At 70.8% G+C, this 26983-nt stretch carries 30 protein-coding genes; 7 read left to right on the top strand and 23 right to left on the bottom strand.

Annotation, left to right across the window (positions count from 1 at the left end):
- Positions 1-112: 112 nt before the first annotated feature.
- From VHW64_RS10270 to VHW64_RS10240, 7 genes are read right to left on the bottom strand one after another with little or no spacing between them, the layout of a single operon-like run.
- The gene (locus VHW64_RS10270; protein ID WP_329650450.1) at positions 113-1237 is read right to left on the bottom strand and encodes a HAMP domain-containing sensor histidine kinase; all 1125 of its coding nucleotides are present in this window, start codon (positions 1235-1237) and stop codon (positions 113-115) included.
- Entirely contained in the window at positions 1234-1917 is a 684-nt protein-coding gene (locus VHW64_RS10265; RefSeq protein WP_329650449.1) for a response regulator transcription factor, read from the bottom strand. Before VHW64_RS10265 ends, VHW64_RS10270 begins: the two co-directional genes overlap by 4 nt.
- Complete coding sequence (locus tag VHW64_RS10260) at positions 1892-2335, bottom strand: hypothetical protein (protein WP_329650448.1); 444 nt, start codon at positions 2333-2335, stop codon at positions 1892-1894. The genes VHW64_RS10265 and VHW64_RS10260 overlap by 26 nt, the downstream gene beginning before the upstream one ends.
- Complete coding sequence (locus VHW64_RS10255; protein ID WP_329650447.1) at positions 2332-3513, bottom strand: molybdopterin-dependent oxidoreductase; 1182 nt, start codon at positions 3511-3513, stop codon at positions 2332-2334. Before VHW64_RS10255 ends, VHW64_RS10260 begins: the two co-directional genes overlap by 4 nt.
- Positions 3510-4157, bottom strand: a complete 648-nt coding sequence (locus VHW64_RS10250; RefSeq protein WP_329650446.1) for a class I SAM-dependent methyltransferase — start codon at positions 4155-4157, stop codon at positions 3510-3512. The genes VHW64_RS10255 and VHW64_RS10250 overlap by 4 nt, the downstream gene beginning before the upstream one ends.
- Positions 4154-4795 carry a TIGR04282 family arsenosugar biosynthesis glycosyltransferase gene (locus VHW64_RS10245; RefSeq protein ID WP_329650445.1) on the bottom strand — a complete coding sequence of 214 codons (642 nt, stop codon included), beginning with the start codon at positions 4793-4795 and terminating at the stop codon, positions 4154-4156. Before VHW64_RS10245 ends, VHW64_RS10250 begins: the two co-directional genes overlap by 4 nt.
- Complete coding sequence (locus VHW64_RS10240; RefSeq protein WP_329650444.1) at positions 4792-5466, bottom strand: glycosyltransferase family 2 protein; 675 nt, start codon at positions 5464-5466, stop codon at positions 4792-4794. The genes VHW64_RS10245 and VHW64_RS10240 overlap by 4 nt, the downstream gene beginning before the upstream one ends.
- Positions 5467-5577: 111 nt before the next feature.
- Here VHW64_RS10240 and VHW64_RS10235 point away from each other — a divergent pair, with 111 nt between their 5' ends.
- Entirely contained in the window at positions 5578-6939 is a 1362-nt protein-coding gene (locus VHW64_RS10235) for a hypothetical protein (protein WP_329650443.1), read from the top strand.
- Positions 6940-6969: 30 nt separating this feature from the next.
- On the opposite strand, the gene VHW64_RS10230 is transcribed toward VHW64_RS10235, so the two are convergent.
- From VHW64_RS10230 to VHW64_RS10220, 3 genes are all read right to left on the bottom strand, one after another.
- A complete protein-coding gene (locus VHW64_RS10230; RefSeq protein ID WP_329650442.1) occupies positions 6970-8001 on the bottom strand; it encodes an NAD-dependent epimerase/dehydratase family protein in 1032 nt (343 codons plus the stop codon).
- The gene (locus VHW64_RS10225) at positions 7986-8798 is read right to left on the bottom strand and encodes an S-methyl-5'-thioadenosine phosphorylase (protein ID WP_329650441.1); all 813 of its coding nucleotides are present in this window, start codon (positions 8796-8798) and stop codon (positions 7986-7988) included. Before VHW64_RS10225 ends, VHW64_RS10230 begins: the two co-directional genes overlap by 16 nt.
- A 161-nt stretch (positions 8799-8959) precedes the next feature.
- Entirely contained in the window at positions 8960-9370 is a 411-nt protein-coding gene (locus VHW64_RS10220; RefSeq protein WP_329650440.1) for a hypothetical protein, read from the bottom strand.
- A gap of 204 nt (positions 9371-9574) precedes the next feature.
- On the opposite strand from VHW64_RS10220, the gene VHW64_RS10215 reads away from it, so the two are divergent.
- Positions 9575-10264, top strand: a complete 690-nt coding sequence (locus VHW64_RS10215; protein ID WP_329650439.1) for a hypothetical protein — start codon at positions 9575-9577, stop codon at positions 10262-10264.
- A 105-nt stretch (positions 10265-10369) separates the two neighbouring features.
- Here the strand turns inward: VHW64_RS10215 and VHW64_RS10210 are convergent, their stop codons facing one another.
- The 4 genes from VHW64_RS10210 to VHW64_RS10195 all read right to left on the bottom strand — a co-directional run bounded on the left by VHW64_RS10210 (position 10370) and on the right by VHW64_RS10195 (position 12979).
- Positions 10370-10615 (bottom strand): hypothetical protein, encoded by a 246-nt coding sequence (locus VHW64_RS10210; RefSeq protein WP_329650438.1) that lies wholly within the window; start codon positions 10613-10615, stop codon positions 10370-10372.
- Positions 10616-10752: 137 nt separating this feature from the next.
- Positions 10753-11676, bottom strand: coding sequence for a heme o synthase (locus tag VHW64_RS10205; protein WP_329650437.1), 924 nt, complete (start codon positions 11674-11676; stop codon positions 10753-10755).
- The gene (locus VHW64_RS10200) at positions 11673-12227 is read right to left on the bottom strand and encodes a TlpA disulfide reductase family protein (protein ID WP_329650436.1); all 555 of its coding nucleotides are present in this window, start codon (positions 12225-12227) and stop codon (positions 11673-11675) included. The genes VHW64_RS10205 and VHW64_RS10200 overlap by 4 nt, the downstream gene beginning before the upstream one ends.
- Positions 12224-12979, bottom strand: coding sequence for an SCO family protein (locus tag VHW64_RS10195; RefSeq protein ID WP_329650435.1), 756 nt, complete (start codon positions 12977-12979; stop codon positions 12224-12226). Before VHW64_RS10195 ends, VHW64_RS10200 begins: the two co-directional genes overlap by 4 nt.
- Positions 12980-13030: 51 nt before the next feature.
- On the opposite strand from VHW64_RS10195, the gene VHW64_RS10190 reads away from it, so the two are divergent.
- Together VHW64_RS10190 and VHW64_RS10185 are read left to right on the top strand one after the other, a co-directional pair.
- Positions 13031-13891, top strand: a complete 861-nt coding sequence (locus VHW64_RS10190) for a cytochrome c oxidase assembly protein (protein ID WP_329650434.1) — start codon at positions 13031-13033, stop codon at positions 13889-13891.
- Positions 13888-14232, top strand: coding sequence for a hypothetical protein (locus VHW64_RS10185; RefSeq protein ID WP_329650433.1), 345 nt, complete (start codon positions 13888-13890; stop codon positions 14230-14232). Before VHW64_RS10190 ends, VHW64_RS10185 begins: the two co-directional genes overlap by 4 nt.
- Here the strand turns inward: VHW64_RS10185 and VHW64_RS10180 are convergent.
- From VHW64_RS10180 to VHW64_RS10165, 4 genes are read right to left on the bottom strand one after another with little or no spacing between them, the layout of a single operon-like run.
- A complete protein-coding gene (locus tag VHW64_RS10180; RefSeq protein WP_329650432.1) occupies positions 14172-14861 on the bottom strand; it encodes a hypothetical protein in 690 nt (229 codons plus the stop codon). The genes VHW64_RS10185 and VHW64_RS10180 overlap by 61 nt on opposite strands.
- On the bottom strand, positions 14858-16807 hold the full coding sequence (locus VHW64_RS10175; RefSeq protein ID WP_329650431.1) for a cytochrome c oxidase subunit I: 1950 nt from the start codon (positions 16805-16807) through the stop codon (positions 14858-14860). Before VHW64_RS10175 ends, VHW64_RS10180 begins: the two co-directional genes overlap by 4 nt.
- 22 nt (positions 16808-16829) lie before the next feature.
- The gene (coxB, locus tag VHW64_RS10170; RefSeq protein WP_329650430.1) at positions 16830-17603 is read right to left on the bottom strand and encodes a cytochrome c oxidase subunit II; all 774 of its coding nucleotides are present in this window, start codon (positions 17601-17603) and stop codon (positions 16830-16832) included.
- Positions 17604-17630: 27 nt separating this feature from the next.
- Positions 17631-18236 carry a hypothetical protein gene (locus tag VHW64_RS10165; RefSeq protein ID WP_329650429.1) on the bottom strand — a complete coding sequence of 202 codons (606 nt, stop codon included), beginning with the start codon at positions 18234-18236 and terminating at the stop codon, positions 17631-17633.
- A gap of 516 nt (positions 18237-18752) precedes the next feature.
- Here VHW64_RS10165 and VHW64_RS10160 point away from each other — a divergent pair.
- Entirely contained in the window at positions 18753-19415 is a 663-nt protein-coding gene (locus tag VHW64_RS10160; protein WP_329650428.1) for a response regulator transcription factor, read from the top strand.
- Positions 19399-20505 (top strand): HAMP domain-containing sensor histidine kinase, encoded by a 1107-nt coding sequence (locus VHW64_RS10155; protein ID WP_329650427.1) that lies wholly within the window; start codon positions 19399-19401, stop codon positions 20503-20505. The genes VHW64_RS10160 and VHW64_RS10155 overlap by 17 nt, the downstream gene beginning before the upstream one ends.
- Here the strand turns inward: VHW64_RS10155 and VHW64_RS10150 are convergent.
- On the bottom strand, positions 20491-21201 hold the full coding sequence (locus tag VHW64_RS10150) for a hypothetical protein (RefSeq protein WP_329650426.1): 711 nt from the start codon (positions 21199-21201) through the stop codon (positions 20491-20493). The genes VHW64_RS10155 and VHW64_RS10150 overlap by 15 nt on opposite strands.
- Before the next feature lie 979 nt (positions 21202-22180).
- Between VHW64_RS10150 and VHW64_RS10145 the strand changes: the two genes are divergently transcribed.
- Entirely contained in the window at positions 22181-22720 is a 540-nt protein-coding gene (locus tag VHW64_RS10145) for a hypothetical protein (RefSeq protein WP_329650425.1), read from the top strand.
- A 250-nt stretch (positions 22721-22970) separates the two neighbouring features.
- Here the strand turns inward: VHW64_RS10145 and VHW64_RS10140 are convergent, their stop codons facing one another.
- From VHW64_RS10140 to VHW64_RS10125, 4 genes are read right to left on the bottom strand one after another with little or no spacing between them, the layout of a single operon-like run.
- Positions 22971-23636 carry a substrate-binding domain-containing protein gene (locus tag VHW64_RS10140; RefSeq protein ID WP_329650424.1) on the bottom strand — a complete coding sequence of 222 codons (666 nt, stop codon included), beginning with the start codon at positions 23634-23636 and terminating at the stop codon, positions 22971-22973.
- Between the two features lie 32 nt (positions 23637-23668).
- The gene (locus VHW64_RS10135; RefSeq protein ID WP_329650423.1) at positions 23669-25306 is read right to left on the bottom strand and encodes an MFS transporter; all 1638 of its coding nucleotides are present in this window, start codon (positions 25304-25306) and stop codon (positions 23669-23671) included.
- Between the two features lie 21 nt (positions 25307-25327).
- The gene (locus tag VHW64_RS10130) at positions 25328-26284 is read right to left on the bottom strand and encodes a VOC family protein (protein ID WP_329650422.1); all 957 of its coding nucleotides are present in this window, start codon (positions 26282-26284) and stop codon (positions 25328-25330) included.
- A complete protein-coding gene (locus VHW64_RS10125; RefSeq protein ID WP_329650421.1) occupies positions 26281-26982 on the bottom strand; it encodes a 4-carboxy-4-hydroxy-2-oxoadipate aldolase/oxaloacetate decarboxylase in 702 nt (233 codons plus the stop codon). Before VHW64_RS10125 ends, VHW64_RS10130 begins: the two co-directional genes overlap by 4 nt.
- Position 26983 lies beyond the last annotated feature (1 nt).

Here is a 26983-nt window from a genome sequence, read left to right as displayed (position 1 = left end):
GTGGCTACCGCCGACGTGCAGCACGGGCACGCTCGTCATGCCACCACAGCGTGCACGACCCGAACGTCCCGGTCGCGGATGCCGGGCCGGCCGCGCTCCAGGGTGTAGCTCCCTAGGTGGGCAGCGTGACCAGGAACCGGCATCCGGGCTCGTGGTTGCTGACGGCGACGTTGCCCAGATGTGCCTCGACGATGCCCTTGACGATCGCCAGTCCGAGCCCGGCTCCTGCTCCGCCGGCCGCGTTGTCGTGCGCCGGCGTGCGGGCGGCGCTGCCCTGCCAGCCGACGTCGAACACCCGGCTCAGCTCGTCGTCCTTGAGCCCGCCGCAGGCATCGGTCACCGACAGCTCGACGCCGTCGGGCACCGCTCGGCCGCGGACCTCGACGACGCCGTCCGGCGGCGTGTGCCGGATGGCGTTCATCAGCAGGTTGGACACGACGCGGGACAGGCTCGCGGGGTCGGCGGTGACCAGGACGTCCTCGTCGACGTACCCGCCGAGACGTACGCCGCGGGCCTGGGCCACCGAGTCGGCGCCGGCCAACGCCTCGCTGACGACGTCGCCGAGGGCGACCGCCTGCGGGCTGATCCGGAGGACGCCGGCATGGATGCGCGAGAGCTCGAAGAGGTCGTCGACCATCCGCACCATCCGGTCGACCTCGGAGCGCATCTGGAGGTGGTAGCGCGCCGGGTCGTCGGCCAGCCCGTCCTCCAGCGCCTCGGTCATGGCGCGCAACCCGGCCAACGGCGTCCGCAGGTCGTGGGAGACCCAGGAGACCAGCTCGCGGCGCGACTGCTCCAGGGTCAGCTCCCGCTCCCGCGACTCAGCCAGCTTCTCGCTGGTGTTGCGCAGCTCCTCCGACAGGGCGGTGAACTCGGCCGGGCCGCTCCGCCCGGCGACGAAGGCGCCGCTCTCCCCGAACCGCCGGGCCTCGTCTCGCAGCTGGCGCGACCAGCGGGCGAGCGCCGTCCCGACAGCCAGCGCGACGACGAGCGCCACGACGCCGGCGACCGCCGCGACCAGGGTGATGACCCCGAGGTCGTGGTGGGAGAGGAACATCGCGCGCGACGTCGCCACCGTGCCCGCGACGACCGCCAGCACGGCGGTCGTCGCGACGCCGAGGGTGAGCCAGCGCACGGAGGCTCGACGTCCGAGCCACAGCACGAGGGCACCCGCGACGCCGACGCCCCCCGACCACGCGGCGGTGTTGAGGACGATGACGACCTGGTCGTGGGTCATGACGCCGGCTCCCAGCGGTAGCCGACGCCCCACACGGTGGCGAGCCGGACGGGGTGGGTCGGGTCTTGCTCGACCTTCTCGCGCAGTCGGCGCACGTGCACCGTGACCGTCGACTGGTCTCCGAACGACCAGCCCCACACGCGTTGCAGCAGCTCGTCGCGCGAGAACGCGCGCCCCGGATGGCTCAGGAAGAACCGCAGCAGGTCGAACTCCCGGGCGGTGAGCGAGAGCCGGCTCCCGCCGAGCGTGGCGACGTGCTGGCCCGCGTCGACGACGAGGTCGCCGTCGCAGACGCGGCCGGTGACGGCGCCGCGCTCCCCGACGCGTCGCAGGACCGAGCCGACCCGGAGGGCGAGCTCGCGCGGGCTGAACGGCTTGGTGACGTAGTCGTCCGCGCCCTGCTCGAGGCCGACGACCCGGTCGGTCTCGGCGCCGAGCGCGGTGAGCATGATGACCGGGACGTCGTCGCCCTTCGCGCGGATGCGCCGACAGACCTCCAGACCGTCGATCCCGGGCAGCATCAGGTCGAGCACCACCAGGTCGGCGCGCGTCTCGCGGAGGTCGGCCAGGGCCGACTCGCCGTCCGCGGCCTCGGCCACGTCGTAGCCCGCCGCCCGGAGGTAGGTGACGACGACCTCGCGCACCGTCAGGTCGTCATCGACCACCATCACGCGCGCCATGGTCACCTCCTCGTCTCGTCAGCGCCGCCCTGGTCAGGGCAGTCGCCAGCACCGTCAGCACGACCAGTGTGCTGAGCACGGACCAGCCCCACCAGTAGTGCCGGTCCAGCAGCGTGTCGTTACGCGGGTCCGCCCCGAAGCGCCCGAGCTCGGGGAGGGACAGCAGCGTCACGGGGACCAGGACCACCAGCGCGACGGTCACCGGCGCGAGCCAGCGGCGGGGCAGCAGCCGGGCCCCCACGAGGGCGACCACGAGCACCAGCGGGGCGAACACCGCGTCGTGCAGGACGACGCCGCCGGCCAGCCAGGTCACGGCGCCCCGCAGGTTGACGAGCCCCAGCTCCAGCAGCCGCAGCACGCCGTACGCCCCGACGCCGAGGCCCGCGGCGCCGACGACGAGGCGCGTCGGGCTCGTCATCGGGTCACCTCCAGCCGGCCGACCCACTTGGTCTGGAGGACGCCCGGGCGGTCGGGGGCGATCAGCCGGCACGGGAAGCCGTGGTCGAGGGAGAGCGGCTCGCCGTGCAGGCGCAGCGCCAGCAGGGTGCGCGGGTCCTCGGTGAAGTTCGGCGCGAGGTAGCTGTAGCGCTCGCCGCCGCTCGACTGGAGCGAGCGCACGATCACCTGGCTGCGGGCCGGCGCTCCGGCGCGGGCGAGCAGGTCGCGCACCGGCACCCCGGTCCAGGTCGCTCCGGCGCTCCATCCCTCCACGCAGGCGATCGGCAGAGAGGCCGTGGCCTGCGGCATCGCCCGCAGCTCCGCAAGCGTGTACGACGTCTCGCGGCCGTCGTAGGCCACGACGAGCCGGTACGCCGCGCTGGTCGCGGACGACACCACCCCGCGCTCGGCGGCGGTGTGGTTGATCGGGACACCGCCAGGACCGGTGCCCGACCTCACCGCGAGGACCGAGACGTGTCGCAGCCAGGGCACGGTGGCGCCGGCCGTCGCCAGCACCGCCACCCCCGCCGCGGTCCACGTGGTGCGCAGCAGCCCCCGCCGCGTGAGCACGCCGGGGCCGGCGGCCATCCCCGGCCGGTCCTGAGCCGTGTCGTCGACGTCGGCGGCGAACGCGGCGCGCACGATCGGCAGCTTCACCGCGATGTGCACCAGCAGCGACCCGATCGCGATCCACGCGACGGCGTAGTGGGTGGCGCGGAAGTGGAAGTGCCAGGGATACCACTGCGCGCTGTTGGCCAGGCCCGATGCCAGCTGGAAGATGGCGGACGCGACGAGCACGCCGATCGAGATCCGCTCGAGGCCGTGGGCGAGCAGCGCCCCGAGCGACTTCGGTGGCCGCGCGACGAGCTTGGGGAAGACGGTCCACAGCTTCACCAGCAGCAGCGGGACCGCCGCGGTCCCGGAGATCACGTGCACGCCCTGCGTGACGCGGTACCCCCAGCTCGGACTCGTAGGGAACGGGAGCCACGGGGCGGGCGTCTGCGCCCAGTGGCTGATCACCCCGGTGACGAAGGCCAGGCCGAAGGTCACGCCCAGCCAGACCCCGATCCGGGCCGTGACCGCGGGGCTGCGCAGCCACGACGTGAAGTCGTCCTCCTGAGGGATCCGTCGCGGTCGCGGAGGTGCCGCGAGCTTCATCGTCGTACCACGAGAACGGCACCGTACCGGCCGCCCCCGCGGTGTGCCGTGGCCGCCCGGAGGCCCGCGGCACGTGCCACCGCCTCGATGGCGTCGGCGGCGACCGTCGTCCAGGCGAACGGCGCGCTCCGGCCGACGGTCGTCGCCAGCTGGACGTGTCGGGTGCGGACGCCGGTGCCCGGAGGGGCCAGCTCGACGACGACCCGGCCGGAGGGCGCGATCAGCTGACGGGTGCGCTGGAGCAGCGCCACCGGGTCTCCCCCGATCCCGATGTTGCCGTCGGCGAGGAGGGCGGTCCCCCAGCGTCCCTCCCCCGGAATCGGGCCGAAGACGTCGCGCAACAGCGCCGTCACGCCGCGGCCGAGGCTGAGCCGGATCGCCTCGGGCACGACGTCGATCCCCAGCACGGTCCGCCCGGTGCGCGCGAGGGCGTGGGTCATCCGGCCGGGGCCGCAGCCGATGTCGACGGTCGGTCCGTCGCAGAGCCCCAGGAACGTCTCGTCGTGCGAGTCGGCGTCGCGCAGCCACTGCTCGGTGGGCAGCCAGGCATCGCGTCCGTCCTCGTCGATCACCAGGCAGGGCTCGCCGCGCAGGGCCGAGGCGAACACGTCCTCGGGCGAGACCGGCGCGGACACCGGCGTCACGACGCCACCTCCGACCACGCCCGCAGGAAGTGGCCGCTGCTCAGACCCGCCGCGACCGCGTCGGCGTCGGCCGCGGTGTCGACGTCGCGCAGCTCACGCGCCGGTACGACGGTCTGTCCGGCCGCCACCAGCGCCTCCCGCGTGCGCACGAAGGTGTCGGGCCGCGACATCGGGACGCCGGCCAGGGTCGCCGCCGCCCGGGCGTCGCCCAGTGCGAGCACCCACCAGCCGCCGTCCGGCGCCGGACCCAGCACGGCGCTCCCGTCGTCGGCGGCGTCGGCGACCACGAGCAGGTCCTCGGCGGTCAGCTGCGGGGTGTCCATGCCGACCTGCACGGTGGCTCCGGGTCCGGCGGTGTCGGCGTGGGCGTGGGCGAGCCGCTCGCCCAGCGACGACCCACATTGGGGGTGGACCAGCCAACCCCTCAGCGCGCCACCCAGCTCGGATGCGGAGGCGGCGTCGCGCAGGTCGCCCTCGAGTGCGAGGTGGCACTCGTCGAACGCCGCTCGACAGGCGGCCAGGGTGTCCAGGAGTGCGGCAGCGGCCACGGCGGCCGCGGCCTCCATGCCGACGGTCGCGCCGAGGCGCGTCTTGACCCTCCCCGGGACCGGGGCCTTGGCCATCACCAGGGCCCTCATGCGGCGAGCACCTTCCAGAAGTCGCGTGCCGTCCGGACGGTGCCACGCAGGGAGCCGCTCACCTTCGACCGCGTACCCGCTGCCCGCGGTCGGTAGGTCACGTCGTACTCCCCCAGGCGCCAGCCGGCGCCGTGGGCCTTGCGCAGCAGCTCCACGGGATAGCCGAAGCGGCGGTCAGCGACGCCCAGCGCCAGCAGGTCCGCGCGCCGGCACACCCGCACCGGCGCCACGTCGTGCGCGGGGAAGCCGGACCGGCGCAGGATCCGGACCGCGAGCCCGTTGCCCAGGCGCGCGTGCCAGGGCCATACGCCGCGGGCAACCGGGCGCCGGCGTCCCAGGGCGAGGTCGAGCTCTCCCGCGACGATCGGCGCCAGCAGCCTCGGCAGCTCGTGCGGGTCGAACGACCCGTCCCCGTCCATCACCGCGACGTACGGCGCGGTGGCCGCCTCGATGCCGGCGTGGACCGCCGCGCCGTAGCCGGGCACGGGCTCGTGGACGACGCTCGCACCGTGGGCGAGGGCGACCGCGACGGTGTCGTCGGTCGAGCCGTTGTCGACCACGATGACGCGGAAGGTCTCGGGCACCTCGGGCAGCAGCGCGCGCAGCGCGGGGCCCTCGTCACGACAGGGGAGCACCAGGTCGCACGCCGGGCCGCGAGCCGAGGAGTCCATGCTCGTCACGCTAGGCGTACGTAGCCGGCGGCGGGTCCGGATGGGGTTACGAAAGCCTGACGACGCCCCGCGGCCTGCCCCCCGGACCCCGTCCACGCCTAGCCTGGCTGGATGCCCGCCACCTCAGCCGTCCGGCCCGAGGTGACCCGGGAGCCGCGGATGGCCCGCGCCGCGGCTCGGGGTCTCGCGATCGCGGTGGTCCTGGTCGGCGCGGCGTTCGCCGTGCCACCGCTGACCGGCTGGAACGTCCACGCCTCCGGGGTCCTGCGGCACACGGCCGCGCCGCTGTACGCCGCGTGGGACCCGCACCTGGGGATCGGCACGCCGTTCGCCCTGCTGCTGGCGTGGGCGGGGGTCGGGCACGGGCATCGGCTCGCCGAACGCCTCGAGTGGCGACGCCTGCTCGGCGCGACGTACGCCGCCGGCCTTGCCTGGGCGCTGGCGCTGGCGTTCGTGTCCGGCCCCAGCGGACTGTCACGCGCGACCTCGAGCCACGGCGAGTACCTCTTCAGCGCGCGCCGGGTGGACGGGCTGCACGCCATGCTCCAGGGCTACGTCGCGCGGATCCCGCTCGGCAGCCCCGGCGGGTGGCCGACCCATCCGGCCGGACATCCTCCGGGCGCGCTGCTCTTCTTCGTGGTCCTGGTCAGGACCGGCCTCGGTGACCCGTTCGTCGCGGGCCTGCTGATCACCCTGATCGGGGTGAGCATGCCGATCGCGGTGCTGGTCACGATGCGCGCCCTGGGCCAGGAGGCCCTCGCCCGCCAGGCAGCGCCGTACCTCGTGCTCACGCCCGCCGCCTTGTGGATCGCCGTCTCGGCCGACGCTCTCTTCGGGACCGTGGGCGCCTGGGGTGTGGCCCTCGTGGCCGTGGCCGCGACCACCCAGCACACCCGGACCCGCTGGGGCGCGGCCGCCGGCGGCGGTCTGCTGCTCGGGCTCCTGCCGACCCTGTCCTACGGCCTCGTCCTCTACGCGACCCTGCCGATCGCCGTCCTGATCGTCACCCGGGCCTGGCGGATCCTGCCGGTCGTCGCCGTCGTAGCACTGCTGCCGGTGCTCGCCCTGGCAGGCGGGGGCTTCGTGTGGTGGGAGGCCTACCCCGTGCTGCGCGACCGCTACTGGGCCGGGATCGCCCACGATCGCCCCGCGTCGTACTGGCTCTGGGGCGACCTCGCGTCGCTGCTGGTCTGCGCCGGCCCGATGGTGGGGGCCGGTCTGGCGTCGGTCGTCGCACGCGGACGCGAGGTGCCGAGCGCCGTGCGACTGCTGGTCGGCGCCGCAGCGCTCTCCGTCGCGGTGGCGGACCTCTCCTTGATGAGCAAGGCCGAGGTCGAGCGGATCTGGCTGCCGTTCGTGCCGTGGCTGCTGCTCTCGACCGCGTTCCTGCCCGAGTCGTGGCGTCGCCGCGCCCTGGTCGGCCAGGTCGTGACCGCCCTCCTGGTCGAGCATCTCCTGCTGACCGGCTGGTGAGCCGGGTCTGGTCGCCGGGCCGGCGCCGGCTCAGGCCCGGAGCGGGTCCGTCCGGAAGGCGGCCAAGCCGACCGAGGGCACGATCTGCGCGCGGAAGCCGAGCTCGCGCGCCGCGCGCTCCGGCGAGGCCACGACGTGCCTGACGTCACCGAGGCGATAGCGTCCGGTCACCTCCGGCGCCGGTCCGTCACCGGTGACCGCGCGAGCCACGTCGAGGATCGAGACCGGGGTGCCCGAGCAGACGTTGTACGCCGCGAACCCGGTCGGCCCGTCACCCGCGGCGCCGGCCGCGAGCACGTTGGCACGGGCGACGTCGCAGACGTGCACGAAGTCGCGCATCTGCCGGCCGTCCTCGAAGACCTGGGGCGGCTCACCACGCTCCACCGACGAGCGGAACATCGCAGCGACCCCGGAGTACGGCGTGTCCCGCGGCATGCCCGGGCCGTAGACGTTGTGGTAGCGCAGGGCCACGACGCTGCCGCCGGTCTGGCGCGCCCAGGCCGCGGCGTAGTGCTCCTGGGCGAGCTTGCTGGCGGCGTAGGCGCTGCGGGGGTCGAGGGGCGCATCCTCGTCGACGAGCTGCCAGGCCAGCGGCTCGTCGCACACCGGGCACGCGTTGTCGAACCGGCCGCCGTCCAGGTCCGCCCGGCGACGCGGCGTCGGCTGCTGGACGCCGTGCGCGACGCAGGCGTAGCGGCCCTCGCCGTAGACCACCATCGACGAGGCCAGCACCAGGCGACCGACGCCCGCGCTCGCCATCGCGGCAAGCAGGGTCGCGGTGCCGAGGTCGTTGTGCGAGGCGTAGTCGGGGAAGTCCGAGACCTGCGCGCCGAGCCCGACCAGGGCGGCCTCGTGAACGACGACGTCGGTCCCACGCAGCAACCCGGTCCAGGCCTGCGCGTCGCGGACGTCGAGCCGGTGGGTCCCCGCCGGCACGTCGGCGGCACCGTGCGCCTGCGGCAGCATCACATCCACCGCGGCGACCTCGTCGCCGCTGCCCGAGAACGCCTCCGCCACCGCCGAGCCGATGAAACCGGCGGAGCCCGTCAGCAGCACTCGCACGGTGACTCCCCCGGGATCTCGTAGGTGAGGTCGATGCCGTCCGCCCAGCTGTGGCAGCTGCACCCGTCGGGGTCCGGGAGCTGCTCGACGACCCCGGCGAGCAGGCCCTTGAGCCGCTCGGTGTTCTGGGCGAACAGCGCGAAGACGTCCTGCTGGCGCACGCCCTGCTCCTGCTCGGCGCCGGCATCCATGTCGGTGACCAGCGCGATCGTGGCCAGGCACATCCGCAGCTCGCGCGCCAGCGCCGCCTCGGGGGCGCCCGTCATGTTGACCAGCGTCCAGCCGCGGGCGGCGTAGTCCTGCGACTCGGCCCGGGTGGAGAACCTCGGCCCGTCGACGACGACCATCGTGCCGCCCTCGTGGACGCCGTCGGCGGCAGCCAGGACCTCGCCCAGGCGCGGGCAGTACGGGTCGGCGAAGGGCAGGTGCACGGCGCCATGCTCGACGAAGGTGCGCGCACGTCCGCTCGTCCGGTCGACCAGCTGGTCGGGCACCACGAGGTCCCCCGGTGCCACCTCCGGCCGTAGGCCTCCGACCGCGCACGGCGCGAGCACCTGGCGCACGCCGAGCGAGCGCAGCGCCCACAGGTTGGCGCGGTAGTTGATCGCGTGCGGTGGGTACTCGTGGCCGCGCCCGTGCCGAGGCAGGAAGGCCACCCGCCGCCCCGCGACCTCGCCGACCGACACCGGCGCCGACGGCTCGCCGTACGGCGTCGCGACGGGCACGTCCTCGGGATCGCGCAGGAACGAGTAGAAGCCGGTGCCGCCGATGACGGCCACCTCTGCACGAGTGCTCACCCCTCCACCCTGCCAGCAGCCGGGCCCGGGCAGCCGGTGCGCGGCCGATCCGTCACGGGTTCGTCACCTGGCTGGTCTCATCGCGGAGCGCGCGTAACGCCGACGCGTCCGGTGGTCACCACTCCGCATGAGCGAGACCCGTGAGGACGGGCAGGCTCAGCTCAGGCAGGGTTGGTTCCGTTGCCAGCGGTGACCCGCGCGGCGTGGCGCTCGCGGAGGTGCAGGTAGGCCAGGAGCGGCACCAGCGCCTCCGACACGACGGCCGGGAAGCCGAGCGGCTCGGTCCAGTTGCCGATGTCGTCGCCGATCTGGGGCAGCCCGATGGTGCGCGAGGCGAGGAATGCGACCACCGCTGCGAAGCACACCAGGCCGCTGAGCAGCCACAGTCCGGGGTTGTCGAGGACCAGGATGGCGACGCCGAAGACGATGCACACGACACTGAGCGCGACGAACAGCCACCCGATGTACGGCGCCTCCTCCATGTGCTCCCGGATCAGCGGGATGTGGGTGCCGGCGGCCACGAACAGCAGGATCGAGGCGACCCACTGGTCCGGTGAGGTGGTGACCTTCATGAGCTCCTCCTGGAGAGGTCGCGATCGGCGCTGGCTGGGTGTGACCGGCGCGGCAGCCGTACCGCTGAGGTCACGCGGGGGATTCGCGCACGGAGACTGCGCGGATTGGTCCGCATCGCCATCTCGTGGCAATCCGCTGTCCCGCTCGTGGCGAACTCTCCGCAGCGGCGGTCAACGTGGCGGTCGCGGAAGGGAACGCAACCCATGAAGTTCTTCGGAAGCGGACGGGCTCGCCTTGGGGCGATGCTGGCCGCGGTTCTCCTGGCCGGTGGCGTAGGGATGGCGTTCGCTGCCTCCGGCAGCTCCTCGATGCCGCCCAGCAACGCGATGGCCAAGGGTCGTGGCATCAACGAGTTCGGCATGACCAAGGCCTTCTTCAAGGGCCACGTGACCAGCTTCACCTACAGCCGCGGCTACTGGTGCGACAAGTCGGTGAGGTCGACCGCGTCGTCGAAGTGCGAGGCGGGCGCGAAGTGGAAGAAGGCACCCTCCAAGCAGCACGACCCGCTGTACATCACCGTGCCGCTCGGCTTCGACGTGAAGCCGATGAGCATGGAGTGCCCCAACGGCCTCGTGTGCGTCGACCACCCCGGCACCATCGACCTGCGCCGGCTCGAGCCCGCGCTCAAGCCGCTCTACCCGACGCTGACCAAGAAGCAGCTGCTCGCGGTCCTGCGGAACGCCGCAACGCCCGGTCACCAGCACTTCATCACCGACCGCAACGGCGGCAAGCCGGAGTGGTGGGACGTCCGCGTCGTCGGCGTCACCAGCCCGGCCGAGTACCAGAGGATCAGCCACCACAAGTCGGCGCACTACCTGCTGAAGCAGGTCAAGGCGGGGAAGACCACCCCGGTCATCCCCACCAACCTGTTCCTGTACTTCGGCGTCAAGTGACGAGCTGACCGCATGAACCGCGTGTGCTCCCGGCGGACTTCCGCCGGGGGCACACGTCTGCTAGGGCGTCGTGCTGCCGCGTCGTGCTGCCGGGTCGGACGAGGCTCAGACCGCGCGGGTCTGCGCGCACAGCAGCCGCAGCATCTTCAGGTCGCGGTGCATCTTGGGCGGCACCGGAAGGTTCTGCTGCCCCAGCGCCGAGGCGTAGTCCTCGAGCGCCATCAGCACGGCGAGACGCGTCGCATTGACCTGGTACGCCTCTGGCCGCCGGCGGTGCAGCTCGAGGTCGTAGGCCACCCGCGTGCGTCGTACCTCACCCAACAGGTCTCGCAGTCGCGTGGTCACCGGCATCCGCTGATCGTACGCCCGGCAGCGCCCGAGCAGGGTCCCTGCTTTGGGGTACTTCCCCCGGGGCCCCCGAGCTCCGCCGACGGAGGCCTCCGACCCGGCCGCTGGTCGGAGCCGACTTCTCGACCCGGGAGCTCCCCTTACAGGAAGGGGACCAGGGCGACGGCGAGGAAGAGCAGGCTCAGGTAGAGGTTCGAGAAATGGAACAGCCTCAGCGGCGCGAGCGTCGTGAGCTCGTCGGAGACCCGAGCCCGCCGGAGCAGCTGGACGGCCTCGTGGAGCAGCACAGCTCCCAGCACGAGCGCGATCACAGGGTAGATCTGGCCGGTGTGCGCGACCGGCCAGAGGACGAGTGACGTGAGAACGGTGATGACGGAGTACGCCAGTATCTGTCGAGCCACGGCTGGCGTCGGGACGACGGCAGGGAGCATGGGCACCCCCGCGTCGGCGTAGTCCTCCCGATAGCGGATCGCCAGTGCCCAGAAGTGCGGCGGGGTCCAGAAGAACACCACCAGGAAGAGCACCACCGCCGGCCATCCCAGCTCGCCCCGTACCGCCGTCCAGCCGATCAGGGTGGGGAAGCACCCGGCTGCCCCGCCCCAGACGATGTTCTGGGTCGTGCGGGGCTTGAGCACGATGGTGTAGCCGACCACGTAGAACACGTTGGCTGCCAGGGCCAGCACCGCCGAGAGCCAGTTCACGAGGGCTCCGAGCATGAGGGTCGAGACGACGCCGAGGGCCAGGCCGAAGACGAGCCCGGCCCGGCGCGTGATCAGGTCACGGGCGAGGGGGCGTCGCCGGGTGCGCCTCATCCGGGCGTCGATGTCGGCGTCGACCACGCAGTTGAGGGCGTTGGCGCTCCCTGCCGACAGGGTCCCGCCCACGATCGTGGCCAGGACCAGCCCCAGGGGCGGCACTCCTCCTTGGGCGAGAAACATGACCGGAAGGGTCGTGAGCAGCAACAGCTCGATGATGCGCGGCTTCGTCAGCGCGAGGTAGGCCGAGAGGAGCTGCTGGACTCTGACTGCCTGCGATCCGGCAGCGATGCTGGTGTCGGTGGTCACGTTGCCGCCTTCGTGAGGGCGCGCGCCAAGGCCCGCGGCGTGAGAGGTCCGACCACCCTGGCCACGATGCGCCCCGAGGGGTCGACCACGAGCGTGCTGGGGATGCCGGCCTGGGGAAGGACGCGAAGTGAGGCGAGGATCTTGCCGTCGGGATCGCTCAGACTCGGGAAGACGGCCCCGTGGCTGCGCGCGAAAGCCCGCGCGCGGGACTCCGTGTCTCGCTCGTCGATCCCGAGCACGCGGACTCCGCGCCGTGCCGTGCGCACGAGCAGGGGGAGCTCACGTCGGCATGGCGAGCACCACGAGGCCCAGACGTTGACCACGAGCGGCGAGCCTGCGGCGTACGACGATGCCGTCAGCCGCCTGCCCGACAGGGTCGATCCGGCCAGTGTGGGCAGGGTGGGCTGCCCCGAGGGTCCGAACACGGTCAGCCCCACGGCCGCGTCCTCGCGCTGGTGGCCCACCGGGGGTCCCTGCAGGCACCCGGTGAGCAGGAGGGGCAGGCCGAGGCCGAGGCACAGGCGCAGGATGACGGTCCTGGGTCCGGTCACGACGTCGGCCTGCCCAGCATCCAGCCGATCACGGTCTTCACCTGGGACGGCGACCACGAGCCGACGTCCGGCCTGGCCGCGTTGCGATGACCGAGTGCGTCCATGAAGCGGTAGATGCGTGCCGGGATCGCGCCGGGGCGGATGTTCCCGGCGCCTTCCATCTCGTAGCGGAACCGCTGGTCCCGGTCGATGAGGATGAGCTCGTCGGTGTGGGCGATGTCGGTGGTGAGGTGCTGCCCCGTCACCCAGTCCGTGGGGTACGGCGGACGCAGCCGCGTTCGGTGCCGCCAGACTCCCAGCCGGTCCCAGATGGCGTTCACGACCTGGGGGGAGCCGCGCAGCACGGCCCAGTTGGGCAGCGCACCGAACTGGTGCCGATAGGCCCGCAGATGCCGGAGGTCGTCGCGAGCCGGGTCGATGGTCAGGCTCACGAACTCCACGTTCTTGCCCAGCGGGGTGCGGTCGATCTCCCGGGCCGCGCTCACCATGCTCGCCGTGGCCAGCGGGCATGTCTCCTGACACAGCGTCATCACGTCAGACAGCACGATGGCCTTGCCGTGCCACGATCCGAGAGAGGTGGGACGCCCGGCCTGGTCGACCAGGGGCGCGTCCAGAATCGTGGCGGGCACGGGCCCGTTCAGGGTCGTCCCATAGCTCGGAGCGGCGGCTTCCGTGCTCCCCACGCCGCTGTGCCGTTCGGCGCCGCGTGCGGCGCCGCAGGCGGTGAGGGTGCAGCTGGTCAGAACGGCCATGACGAGCAGGGTCGTTCCGCGCGGCCGACGATCGGCGTACCGTGAGCGGTTGTGGGCCATCTCGCGTCGCTGCTCGGGACCTGGGACCTCGATCCCGTGCCATGGTTGGGGATTCTCGCCTTCGCGACCGCCTATCTCCTCGCTGCTCGCATCGTGTCTCGGCGTACGCCGAGCCTGCCGTGGCCACGGTCGATGACCGCGTGCTGGATCGGCGGGATCGTCACCCTGCTCGTGGCCATCGTCGGTCCTCCCGGAGCGTGGGACGACGTGTACTTCTTCGCTCACATGACCCAGCACATCGCGCTGATGAGCCTCGCGGCCCCCCTGCTGGTCCTGGGAGACCCGCTGCTGCTGCTGTTCCGCGTCTCGAGCCCGGGCTGGCGTCGCCGCCGGTTGGTGCCGATCGTGCGCAGCGACCTCGTCAGGATCCTGACCCATCCGGTCTCCGGTTGGGTCGTGTTCGTCGGAGTCATGGGCGTGACGCACCTGCCCTCCGTCTACGACTTCGCGCTGGAGCACCCTGTGGTTCACGACTACGTCGAGCACCCGCTCTACCTGACGGTCGGGATGCTGTACTTCTACCCCTTGCTGGTCAGCACGGCCGGTCGACAGGCGCGACACTGGGTCCGCGTCGCGTCCCTGTTCAGCGTGATGCTGCCCATGGCGTTCCTCGGGTTCTTCATCTTCGCCCTGCCCCACCTGGCCTACCCGTTCTACGCCCACACGGACCGCCCCTTCCCGCCGGGGCCACTGGCCGACCAGCGCGCGGCTGGCATCGCGATGTGGTCGACGTCGATGGTGCTGGGCGTCGGATGGATGGTGCTGGCCGCACGCAACTGGCTGGTGGCCGAGGAGCGACGGGACCAGCGCGAGCAGTCCCGCGCTCGGCTGGGAACGGGTGCCGCCGCATGAGGGCCGAGCGACGACGCACGGTGTGGCGCTACCACCTGTTCTTCACCCTGGCCATCGCGGTGTGTCTGGCAGCAGGTTGGTTCGAGCTCGGGCGTGCGCGCGGCGGACGCTCGATCGCCTGGGTCTACACCTTCGAATGGCCTGCCTACGCTGCGGTCTTCGTCTTCATGTGGTGGCATGTCGTGCGCGACCGGCCCGTGCGCCGGCCAGCACCTCCGGGTCGGTCGCGAGGCAAGCACGACATCCCCGAGGACGACCCCGGCCTGCGCGCTTGGCGGGCCTATCTGGCCGAACTGGGGCATGACGACGCGACCACCGATCGAGCGCCCGGGTCGGGTTGATCCTTGGGCAGCGGGCAACCGACGGTGCCGTTGGCGACGGTGATCGTCAACGCCCCCACGATCGAGGCGACACAGACCCAGGCGAACCAGATGCCGACGATCCGCACATGCCAGTCCCGAGCCCCGCGGGTGGCCCGCCGGTTGACTCGCACCGCAATCCCCACACCCAGGAAGACCGTGATCACCAGGTGGAAGACGTTCCCGGCTGTGATGACCCAGACCGCACCCGAGTAGGCGTTGTCGCTCACGGTGAACGGGAACTGGTACATCTGGAAGATCGTGAGCACCAACGCGACCGCCATGCCCATGACCGCGACCGTGGCACCACCCAGGAAGTGACGTCGTCCGGGCTCGTGCACGCGGAAGCCGTTCCAGTAGGCCAGCGCGGACAGGACCATCACGCCCGACACCGTCCAGGACCACCACAGGGTGGCCACGCCGGTGCCACCCGGGTGGAACGAGTGCTGCGTGTCCAGTGCCCGAAGATAGAGAAAGGTGAAGGAGAGCGCGGCCACGAACGCCGCGTCCGCGAGGATCAGCAACAGCGCACCGGTCCGCCAGCGGTCGCCGAACTCGTGCGGCTCCTCGGGAGCCAATGCCTCCTTGTTGACCAGCGACTCGGTGCTCATGCCGGAGCTCCGGGGGTGCGCTCGCCTTGGTCGACGCCCGTCGCGGCGGCGCCAGCGGACGCCGGCACGGGTTCGGGCTCAGGGGCCGTCACCGGTTCCTCGCCGTACCCGTAGGCGTCCTCGGTGACCACCGGTAGCACGGCGAAGTTCTCCAGCGGGATCGGGTTCGGGACCGTCCACTCCAGCGTCTTGGCACCCCAGGGGTTCATCGGCGCCAACTCCCCGGAGCGCCAGGAGCTGATGACGTCGTAGAGCAGAACCAGCATGCCGACGCCGATGCAGTAGGCACCGATCGTCGAGATCAGGTTCCCGGTGTGCAGATTCGCGTCGTAGTGGACGACCCGACGCGGCTGGCCCTCCAGCCCGACCATGAACATCCCGAGGAAGGTCACGTTGAAGCCGATCTGCACCAGCCAGAACGAGACGAAGGCCGGGGTGCTCGCCAGCATCCGCCCCGTCATCTTGGGGAACCAGTAGCCCAGAGCGCCCATCGCGCCGGTCAGCCCGGCGCCCATCAGGGTGTAGTGGAAGTGTGCGGTGACGAACATCGAGCCGTGCAGCTGGTAGTCCAACGGCACGTCGGACAGGTAGATGCCGGTGATCCCCCCGATGATGAAGTTCCACAGCATCGCGTAGGTGCACATCATCGGGAACGTCGTCCAGATGCGGCCTCGCCACATCGTGCCCAGGATCACCAGGAAGAGGCCGCCGGTCGGGATGGAGATCATCTCGGTCGTCAGCATGAACGGGCCGTTGAGGTCCGGCGCCCACCCCGAGGCGAACATGTGATGGGCCCACACCGTGACGCTGAGACCGACGATGCCGACGATCGACAGGACCGCTACCCGGAAGCTGTACAACGGCTTGCGTGCGAAGACCGTGGTCAGCTCCATCAGCGCGGTGACCGCCGGGATCAGGATCACGTAGACCTCGGGGTGACCCATGAGCCAGAACAGGTTCTGGTAGAGCCAGGGCTGGCCCCCGCGATTGGAGACGTAGAAGCCTCCGCCCATGACTCTGTCGACCAGGAGCAGGAGCTCGGCGGCCATGAACATCGGGAACGCCGGCAGCGCGAGCACCACGCTGGCCAGAACGCCGTACACGAAGATCGGCGTCCGGGTCCAGGTCATGCCCCGTGTGCGCATCGTGACGATGGTCGTCGTGATGTTCATGCCGGCCACCGCCGTGGAGACGGCGAAGACCAGGATCGCCATCATGTACGCGTCGACGCCCTTGGGTCCCTGGTCCGCGATCGGGGTGTACCCGACCCATCCCATCGGGATCCCTCCCAGGAACGCGGCCGAGTACAGGATCGGCAGCATGGCGACCAACAGCCAGAGGCTCAGCGCGTTGAGCCGCGGGAACGCCATGTCGCGCGCGCCGATCATCAGTGGCACGACGAAGTTCCCGAACGGCCCGGTCACCATGATGATCGTGGCCAGGATCATGGTCAGGCCGTGCAGACCCACCAGGGAGTTGTAGGTCTGGGGGCCCAGGAAGCCGGTGTTGGGCGAGATCAGGTCGGTCCGGATCAGCATCGCCATCGAACCGCCGGCCCCGAGCATCACCATGACCAGGACCAGATACTGGATGCCCACGACCTTGTGGTCGGTGGTGAAGCGGAAGTACCGGCTCACGCCTTGGTCCTTGCCCGCGAGGAACAGCTCGTCGGCGTGGGTCAGGTCGCGTCCGGACAGCCAGCGGAAGGGGCCGGTGAAGGCCCCGATGCCCAGCATGAAGCCCACCGCCCAGCCCACCATGGTGAACATGGCGCGGGCATCGGGACCGTGGACGTGGTCCTTGGTGAGGTGCTTGAGGAGCTGGTTGGCCGCGACCGCGAGCACCACACCGGCGATCACGCCGGTGCCCATGTTGAGCCGGCGCATGACCCCGCCGTTCGGCGACCCGTGGAGCGGATCGGTCTTGTAGACGTCTGCGGTGGTCACGCCTGCCCTCCCCTGCGCCGATTCATGCGTGTCCTCCCTGTCCGGCCACCCAGCTGTCGAAGTCATTGGTCGAGACGACCTGGGCGCCGGTCTCCATGTCGGCATGCAGCAGTCCGCACAGCTCGGCGCAGCGGACGTGGTAGGTGCCCAGCCGGTCGGGTGTCGTGGAGGTGGTGGTGGTCATGCCTGGGTTGGCATCGACCTTGATCCCCATCTCGGGGACCCAGAACGAGTGGATGACGTCGTCGCTGGTCACCTTGAACACGACCGGCCGGTCCAGCGGCAGGACCAGCTGGTCCGACTCCACGCCATCGGAGGGGTAGGTGAAGGTCCAGACCCACTGCTGGCCGGTGACGTCGATCTCGAGGGGATCGCCGGACGCAGCGGCCGCCGAGTCCACCTTGCTCAGAGCGTCCAGTCCCCAGATCAGGAGGAACAGGCACAGCGCGGAGGAGACGAACATCCAGGCGCCGGTCGTGAGCCCGTGACCACGCAGCGCGGGCCCGTCCGGGTCGCCCTCCTTCCAGGCGCCCCGCCTCCGCCAGCGGAGAAGGCTGTAGACCGCGAGTGCCCACACCGCCGCGGCGACCGGTGCCGAGGCCACCGAGAACACGGTGAACGTGCGCTCCACCTCAGTCATCGTGTTGCTGGCCGGCCGCCCCATGAGGTGGTGGGGGACGACGAGCGCGAACACCACTCCGAGGATGGTGAAGATCGCCCAGAGCAGGCCGATGGTTCGCAGGTCCGATCTCGTCGAGCGGTCCGGAGCACCTGCTGGCGTCGTTGCGACCGACACAGTGTCCCTCTTCCTTGGTCTCCGCCGTCAGGTGACGGTGAACGTGCCCGACATGTAGCCACGGGTGGACATGGGGCCACCGAACTTCGCGTAGTACCCGTCCCCGCACGGGAACTCGCAGTTCCACACGTACTTGCCGGGGCTCTTGGTGTAGAAGGAGAACGTCACCTCGATGGGCTTGGGGTAGGCACTCCCGGGTGCCAGCGGCGCGGAGTCCGGGACCGCCGGCAACGGCGCGCTCACGAACAGCGAGTCCTGGGCGGTGGGCGCCGCATGCAGCGTCCAGGTGTGCCCGATCTCCTCAGGGTCGACCTGGGTCACCGGCTTGCCGTTCACGGTCTCGGTCCCGCCGACCGTGCCGTGCACCTTGGCGAACCACGGGTTGGTGATCGCCTCGCCGCCGTCGTACTGGCTGATGGTCACCGTGACCAGCGAGTGAGCGGGGACCCGGATGTTCGTCCCCGGTCCGTAGCTGACCCAGTCGGGGTTGGCGCCACCGTCCTTGCCGTGCTCACCCGCCATGCTGTCCGGGTACGTCGACAGGTTGACGTAGACGTGGTGCCGCTCGGTGGACGACGGGGTGGTGGCAGCCGCGACGCGCGCCGCGACCGCCGGACTCAGACTCTGGTGCAACAGAAGACCCAGTACGGAGACGAATGCCCCCCCGATGAGGACAGTCGCGACCGGACCGATGAGCTTTCTCGGACTCATCGCAACCTTTCGTTTCCCTCGAATCCCAGGTGGTGTCTAGACCGTTGGTTGACGGCTGTCAACGAACTCGCGGCATTCGCGCCTCCACATGACAAAACTTTCATGAGAGCGGCCGGAAGAGCCTCTCAGGCCGCCGACCCGTGGCCCGCAGCAACGACACGGGTGCCCCCGCTCAACTGAGGGCGACGTCGACGACGGGAGGCCACGATGTCCGGCTCTGGCCACCGAAAGCCCGAGGCGCTGTGGAAGGTCGCCGCCTCCACCCTGTGTTCGTCCGCGGACCTACCTGCTCCCCAGGCAGTGGCCGAGGCCACTCCGGGCCCGGCCCGCACCGCTCTCGGTGCGTACCCCTGACGCATCGATCTGGCACCACTCCGCGCCGATTCGGCGAGAAAGGGCTAAACTCCCGGCGTTTCTCGGGGGATTGTGGGGTAAGCCATGGCCCGGGACCGCGTCCTGGTGATCGATGACGAGCCTGGGGTCCTGCGTTTCGTGTCCCGGGCGCTGCGTGCCGAGGGCGTCGAGGTCGACTGTGCCGAGAGTGGGCTCGAGGGCTATCGGCTGGCGCTGACGCAGGCGTACCGGCTCGTCGTCCTCGACCTCGTGATGCCCGGCTTGGACGGGATGTCCCTCCTCAGACGACTGGTGCACCACAATCCCGACCAGGCCGTGCTGATCTTGTCGTGCCTGACCGATACCCGGTCCAAGGTGCGCGCGCTGGACCTCGGCGCCAGCGACTATCTGGGCAAGCCGTTCGCGCTCAACGAGCTGCTGGCACGCGTGCGGGCGCGGATGCGCGTGCGCTCACCTGAGGGCGTGGTGCTGAGCACCCGTCAGTTCGAGCTGGACACGGTCCGGCACGAGGTCACCACCCCGCACACGAAGGTGGTGCTCACCCGGCGGGAGTCGGCCCTCCTCGGTGAGCTCATGCAGCACGCGGGGCAGAGCGTCACCAAGCAGCGACTCCTCTCCGAGGTATGGGGCTACGACTTCGACCCGGAGACCAACGTCGTGGACGTGTACGTGCGCCGGATCCGCAAGAAGCTGGGCAGCCGTGCCATCGTCACCGAGCGCGGAGTCGGCTATGGCGTCGATCTCTGAGGCCTCCACCCTGGCTCCTGCCAGCACGACCCTGGCGTTGCGCCCGCACTGGGTCGACGTCGCGTGGTGGTGCTTCGTCGCGGCGAACGCGTGGGGCATGCTCATGCTCCGCGACTGGGCGACCGTGCCGTTCCACTTCATCTGGATCGGCGTCTCGCTGATGTACGGGTGGCGGGTCTGGACCATGAAGGTCACCGTCATCTCCCTGGCCGTGATCGTGGTGCTCACCGGCGCGGCATTGGTGGTCGACGTCGCCCACGGCTTCCAAGAGCCCGACGAGCTCACCGAGATCCCGCTGATGTCGGCCGTCTTCCTGGTGATGGTCCTCCACGTCAGGCACCGCGTCACGGCCCAGCAGGAGACCGAGCGCATCGCCGCCCACAACCTGACGCTGGTGGAGCAGAGTCGGATCATGGTGCAGAACACCTCCCACGCGCTCCGCACGCCCCTGACGATCGCGCTCGGTCACGCCGAGCTGCTGCAACGCACTGCGACCGACGCCGAGACGGTCGAAGATGCCCGCGTCGTCGTCGCCGAGCTCAACCGCCTGAAGTCGATCTCGGACAGGTTCCTCCGGCTCGCCAGGAGCGAGCAGCCCGACTTCCTGTACCCGGTCCAGACCGCGATGGGCGGCCTCGTGGCCACGACCGTCGCCCGGTGGACCGCGGTGCACGCCTCGGTCCAGACGGGCGTCCTCCAGGACGACGTCCTCCCCGTCGATCCGACGCACGTCGCCGAGGCGATCGACGAGATGATCGGGAACGCCATCGCCCACTGCCCACCGAGCACGCCGGTCGAGGTGACCGCCCGGCGGGCGGCCGACCACTACGTCATCTCCGTGGCGGACCGCGGACCCGGGGTTCCGGACTCGTTGGCCGACTCGCTGTTCGAGCGCTTCAACCGCGGACAGGGCGCGAGCTCCTCAGGAGCAGGTCTCGGTCTCGCCATCGTCAAGGCGATCACCGAGGGGCACGGGGGGTGGGTCGACGTCCGGCACCGGGTCGGTGGGGGCACGGTCTTCGCGATGTCCCTCCCCCACGCCGTACCAGCCCGGGACCTCATCGGCTCCGACGGGTCACCCGGGGCCTGAGGACCGGCCGTGAGGGAAGTCCAGGTGGCGTAGGTCGGCCCAGCTGCCGGCGTGGTGAACGAGGAGCACGGCGAGGGCCACCGCCGACACCGTCGTCAGCGTCAGCACCACCCCTCGGCTCCAGGCGCCCGGCACGGTGACCGAATCGCCCCTGACCATGGTGATCCTGAGAGCCGGAAGGATCCGACCGAGCAGGTGCAACCCCGTCGCCACCGCCCACACGGCGAAGGATCCCTGGTGCAGGCTCACCCAATCGATGCGGAAGCCGAGCACCGCAGCGAGCCTGTCATGCGCACGAACCGGACCGAGCAGCACCAGCAGCACGCCGGAGCCCAGCACGCCCAAGGTCGAGGCCACGACCAGCGGACCGAGCAGTCGCAGCGGCAACGGCGGGGGGCCCGCGTCGACGTAGGCTCGCTTGCCCGCGTAGTACCAGGCGATCCGCCACCCTGTGCTCGCGGACTTCATCACCGCCGGCGGCACCAGCAGGGCGCCGATGGCGACGTGCCAGGAGATCAGCCCGCGGATGTTGACCAAGGTGAGCAGCTCCGCGATCGAGCCCACGAGAAGCACGAGACCGGTCCACGCCGTGAGGAGAGCATTGCCGGCAGGCCCCCCGGTTCGCGGCAGCACCGGGTCGGCACGACGTTCACGACCCAGGGCCTCGGCCACCGTCTGGGTGAGGGCCGAGGCCATCACTCCCGCTCGTCGCCGGGCTGCCAGGCCTTGCACACCTCCCAGCATGCCCCGATCAGCGCTGAGTCACGCCGCGGGCCCGGGTTTCAGTCAGCCTTCTGTCAGGCTGCGCCCTGGACGACGCGCCGAACATCCAGACGGCCGGCGCAGGGATCGCCGGACCGTTCGGGCCCGACCCCAGGCCAGGCGCCTGACGGCTCGATCCGGCCCGGAGCACCTCCAGCTCACGTGGCTGTCGCGACGGCCTGCGACCAACCGTTGAGCGTCCTCGGCGCGCAGCTGGTGGCCGTAGACGACAACGCGCGTCAGGGCGGCCAGGCAGACCGGCACGCCGACGCTGACCAGTGGAGCCACGAGACAGACGACACCCGCCAGCGGGAACCCGACGAGGAAGAGTCACAGGGTGAGACGGGGTCCCGGGACGGGGAGCCCTCGACCACCGGGTCCGCCCACCTGGAGATCGCGCCCGGTCGTCCAAGCGCGCGAGCTGCTGCACCCTGACTCGCCGTCTTCCGCTGGAATCCGCGCACCCGCACGAACCGGTCAGCATCCCCAGCAGTTGCGAACTCGACGCTCACCTCGTGTCCGCCCATGGACAACGTCCGGGTGAGCCCGTCGCCCGACGTCGAGACGGCGCCGAAGTCGGCGGCAAGCACCTGGCTCGTCCCCTCCGCCGCAAGCAGTGCCGGCCTCATCGTCATCGCGAGCCGCGCCCGTCGGCAGCCGGCCAGGCAGCCGTGGGAGAAGTTGCGAGTCCCGAACGAGGCCAAGGCCACTTCGAGGCTGTCGCCCTCGTTGCTGGTCATCGTCTCCCCGTACCTTGCCGACGCCTCCTTGACGGTCCGACCGAAGGGCTATCCCGTGGGCGCACAACCCGCATATTGACGATTGACCTCGCTCGCCCCCTTGGCGATCGTGACGACGCACGGTCGATAGGTGACCGACAGGTCACCCGGACAGCCTCGAGATAGGTCTCCTCATGCCGAAGCGCTTGCTCGTCGTCCTCACCTGTGGCGCCGCCGCCACTGCCGGTCTCGTGATCTCCGGTCCCGCCAGCGACGCCTCGGGCCTCCACCACTTCAAGCAGGCGGGCGCGTGCGGCACCCGGGAGTCAGCAGAGCCGGCGGACTTCCTGACCGCTCAGGTCGGTGCCGGTCGCTGGAAGGTTGAGCCGGGCAACCGCGTCAAGCTCGTGCCCTTCCGCAAGGCATGCGTGTCCGACTACCTGTCCGAGAACCAGATCGGTTGGAAGCCCTCGATGAAGCGCTTCGATGCCTCCTACCGCTGGTACGTCGGCAAGAAGGTCGTCAAGAAGACCTCGGGCTCGGTTCACAACGGCGCGCCGTACGGACCGATGGGCGCGGGAGCGCGCAGCGAGCTGAAGTCGAAGCACCTGACGTACCACCACGGTCACTGGTCGATCAACGGTCACCGCGTCTCCGTGCGGATCACCCTGACCAAGCCCGGATACCAGAAGGCGACCTTCAAGGTCACGAACTTCATCGACGACCTCGACTAGCACGGGATGACCGAGGGGTCGCCCGCCCTCGAGTGGCGGTACGGGAGGCCGGACGCTCTCGGACCCGGACACAGGTCCGCAGTCGTGGGCGTGGGTCCGGCGGGGGTCATGGTGTCCCACCTCCTCCACAGGATCGGGGATCGAGGCGATCGTGATCGACAACCGCACCGTCCACGACACCGCGACGACCCACCGGGCCGAGGTACCGGAGGGTTCCGCGGACGACGACAGCGAGTGAGGCGTCGCTGGGTCAGGCTCGGGCGAGCATCATGCCCGCCGCCACGACCCGACCCTCGACCTCCTCCGATCCGAGGAAGCCGAGCACCTCACGAGCGAGAGCCGGCTTCGCCGCCCGCGCCAGCAGGGCTCCGCTGAACGTCGAGCGGATCCTGGCCGTCCCCGGCAGGGGGCCGAGGACTCGTATCCCCGCGAGATCGGCCAGCTCACTGCGCTGCTGGAACCCGAGGTCGGCCTGACCGGCGGCGAGCAGGCTCCCGACGGGGGTGCCGGGTGCGGCCCGGACCAGCCTCTCCTCCATGACCTGCTCGAGGCCCCAGCGTTCGAGGAGGTCGAGGAACGCCTTGCCGCTCGGGCCCGTCGAGTAGGCGACCCGAGCCGTACCGACCAGCGCCTCTCTCAGCTGCTGCTCGGAGTCGAACGGCGACCACACGGCGCTCTCGGGGACGGCAGCGACCACGTCGGAGACGAACAGCGGCCGCAGCGTGCGCGGCTCCAGGACGCCATCGGCGTCCAGCTCGAGCATCTCCTCCTCCCCCTGCACCACGAGGTCGACTCGCACCCCGCCGCGAACCTTGCGAGTGACCTCGACTCCTGCTGCGGACTCGAACCGCACGTCCCAGGAGTGATGGCGCCGTGCGACGCCGCTCAGCTCGGCGAGCAGCGCCTTCGTCGCCATCGACGACAGTCCACGGACCAGGTCTGGCACGACTAGCGGGGGTCGGCCATCTCCGCCACATCCACGAAGGCGTGGGCATGGGACCGTCCGCCGAGCATCAGCGCCGCGATCAGGGCGGCGACCAGAGCGGAGATGCCGCAGACGAGGTACCCGAGCCCGTAGCCGTGCGAGAGGGCGTGGAAGGCCACATCCTTCAGTGGGTTCGGCGGATCCGGGATCGCGTTCGCACCCAGGGGTCCGGAGTTCACCGCTCCCTTGAGCGGTGGCGGCACCTGGCTCGAGGAGTTGAAGGCATCCACGGCCTTGCCGAGGCTCGGCGAGGCCGCGATCTTCGCGCTGATCGCGTTGGCCGCGTTGGTCAGGGCGATCGCCGCAACGATCGCCGGGCCCAGCGTCAGGCCGAAGTCGCGCAGCATGCTGGTGGCTCCGCTGGCCATCCCGGCCTTCGACGTGGGGACGCTGTTCACGGCGACGACGGTGATGGCGGTGACTGCGATCTTGAAGCCGGCGCCGACGACGAGGAGGGGGACGGCGACCGCGGCCAGGCCCAGGTGCGTGGCCGGGATCGCGGCGAGCGCGACGTCGCCGACTCCGATCAACCCCATGCCGGCGGCCAGCACCCAGCCCGGGTTGAGCCTCTGGAGCATCTTCGTGCTCACCGGGAAGAGGATCACGCCCATGATGTTGAGCAGCACGAACCCGACCGAGGTCTTGAGCGGCGTGTAGTTCTGGATCGCCGACAGCCGGATGCTGGTGCCGTACGCCGTGCCGAGGTAGGCGAACATCCCGAGCACGGTCACGACCGCAGACACGGTGAACATCCGGTTGCTGAACAGCTCGAGCCGGATCAGCGGCCTGTCCACGCGGCGTTCGACCACCACGAAGATGGCCAGGAACAGCGCCGCGAGCACGAACCCGCCGATGATCACCGGGCTTCCCCAGCCGTCCTGGGCGCCTTGGACCACCGAGTAGATCAGCGCGAACAGCGCGACGGCGATGGTGATCTGACCGGGCCAGTCCAGAGAGCGGCCCTGGGGGGAGGACGAGTCCTGCGCGGCGACCATCGTGATGACGACGCTGGCCAGGGCGAGCACCGCCATTGCGAGGAACGCCCACCTCCAGCTGGCGAACTCTCCGCCGGAGTGACGGATGCGGGCCAGCACGCCGCCGATCAGGGGCGATCCGAAGCCTCCAGTGGTGAGCGCGGCGGCCCAGATCGAGAGCGTCCGCGCACGCTCCTCGACCGTGTGCGTGCCTGCGGCGATCATGGCGATCGAGGTGGGGAAGAGCGCTGCGGCTCCGATACCCGAGACGACCTGGCCCGTGAGCAGGAGGCCCGCGCCATGACCCTCGGGTGTGAGGAAGGCGAGCAGACCGCCGAGCGCCATCAACGCGGCGCCGATGGCCAGCAGCCGCTTGCGACCGAACAGGTCGCCGACCACGCCGAAGGAGAGCTCGAGCAGCGTGACGGGCACCATGAAGGCGTCGGAGACCCAGGTCAGCGTCGTCGACGAGACGTGGAGGTCCTGGTTGATGTAGCCCTGCGTGGTCGCCGGGATGCTCACCCCGATCTGCGCTACGAAGCAGGCCGCGACCGCGGCCACGAGCGTGCCGGCAGCGAGCCGGGGCAGGACCGAGGGAGTGTCGTTCGCCGCCACGGTTTCACTCATGGTTCCTTCTCTCTCCTGCGCTCACACGAGCGGGGTGCCGTGCGTGTGGAAGCTCTCGATCGTCTTCAGGCCCCAGGCCTGGCCCTTCTTCCGCTCTTCCTCGGTCCAGGTGACCAGTCGCCAGTCGGGAGCGAAGACGAGCCGTGTCAGGGGGTTGCACAGCTCGATCCGGTTGCCGCCCGGCTCGTAGACGTAGAGGAAGAAGGTCTGCTGGATCGCGTGCTTGTGAGGGCCGGTCTCGATGAACACGTCGTGGTCGACGCAGATGTCACAGGCGCGCAGAATGTCCTCGCGGCCGTCGGTCGCGAACGCGACGTGGTGCAGCCGCCCCTGGGAGCCGGTCCAGTCCTCGGTGTAGACGACGTCGTAGGACTTCTGGGTGTAGGTCAGCCAACGCGCCGCGATCTTCCCGCTCTCCAGGCGGATCTGCTCCGTCGCCCGCGCCCCCAGCACCTGCTGGTGGAACTCGACGTTGGCGAGCACGTCCTGGGCCAGGTAGTTGACGTGGTCGAGGCGGCGTACGCCGATGCCCCGGTTGGGCTTGGCCTGTGGCTGGTTCTTCAGCGCTGCGCGCAGCTCGGCCGGAGCGTCGTACCACGTGGTGTCGTAGTACACGTCGATCGCGTGCCCGTCCGGGTCGGTGGTGCGCAAGGTGCGCCCGTGTCCGGCGTACCCGTCGATCCAGGTTGTCTCATGACCGCTCTCCCCCAGCGCGCGCTCGATCCTGTCGAGCGCCTCAGGACTGCTGGCCCGCAGCGCCGTGGCACCCATGCCGGGTCGGTCCCGCTCGGTGACCACCAGGCTGGTGGTCTCGTAGTTGTCGTAGGCGCGCAGCAGGACCGAACCGTCGCCGCGTCCGGTCTCGGTCATTCCGAGGATCTCGGTGAAGAACCACACCGAACCCTCGAGGTCAGGGCTGAAGAGCTCGACGGTCCCCAGGTGCGCGATCGTCCCCCAGGGGGTTGGTGTCGACGTCATTGCGCCTCCGGGATGTCGGCCCACGCCCCGTACCCGACTCCCAGGTCTGCCAGGCGCTGACGGAGGCCGTAGCGATCCAGACCGAGCTCGCCCTGGGAGAACGCCGCGCGAGCCGCATCCTCCCTCTCGGCCCGGGCCGCCGAGGCCCGGACCGTCTCGGCCACGCGTTCACGACGTACGACGACCACGCCGTCGTCGTCGGCGACGACGACGTCGCCGGCCCTGACCTGCTGGCCGGCCAGCACGACTGGCATGTTCACGCTCCCGGCCGTGGCCTTCACCGTGCCCTCCGCCGACACGTACCGAGACCAGGCGGGAAACCCCAGCTCCCTCAGGGTCGCGGTGTCGCGGACCCCCGCGTCGACGACCACGCCGCGCACACCCCGGTGCATCAGCGCGGTGGCGAACAGGTCGCCGAACATCCCATGAGTCGCCGGGGATGCCGTCGCGACGACCAGGACGTCCCCGCGCGAGCACTGCTCGACCGCGGCGTGGATCATCAGGTTGTCCCCGGGCCAGCACAGCGCCGTCACGGCAGGCCCGGCGATCGTCACCCCCTGCTGGATCGGCCGCAGCTCCGGTCCGAGGCTGCCGACGCGACCCATGGCCTCGTGGACGGTGGCCACGCCGTAGCCCCGCAGCGCGGCGACGCCGCCCTCGTCGGGTCGTGGGACGTCGGTGACGATGGTGCCTGGCATG

Origin of the sequence: Nocardioides sp., assembly GCF_036267815.1 — a bacterium.
Classification (GTDB): Bacteria; Actinomycetota; Actinomycetes; order Propionibacteriales; family Nocardioidaceae; genus Nocardioides.
The sequence above is the reverse complement of the archived record's forward strand: the minus strand, read 5'-3'. Positions and strand labels throughout refer to the sequence as shown.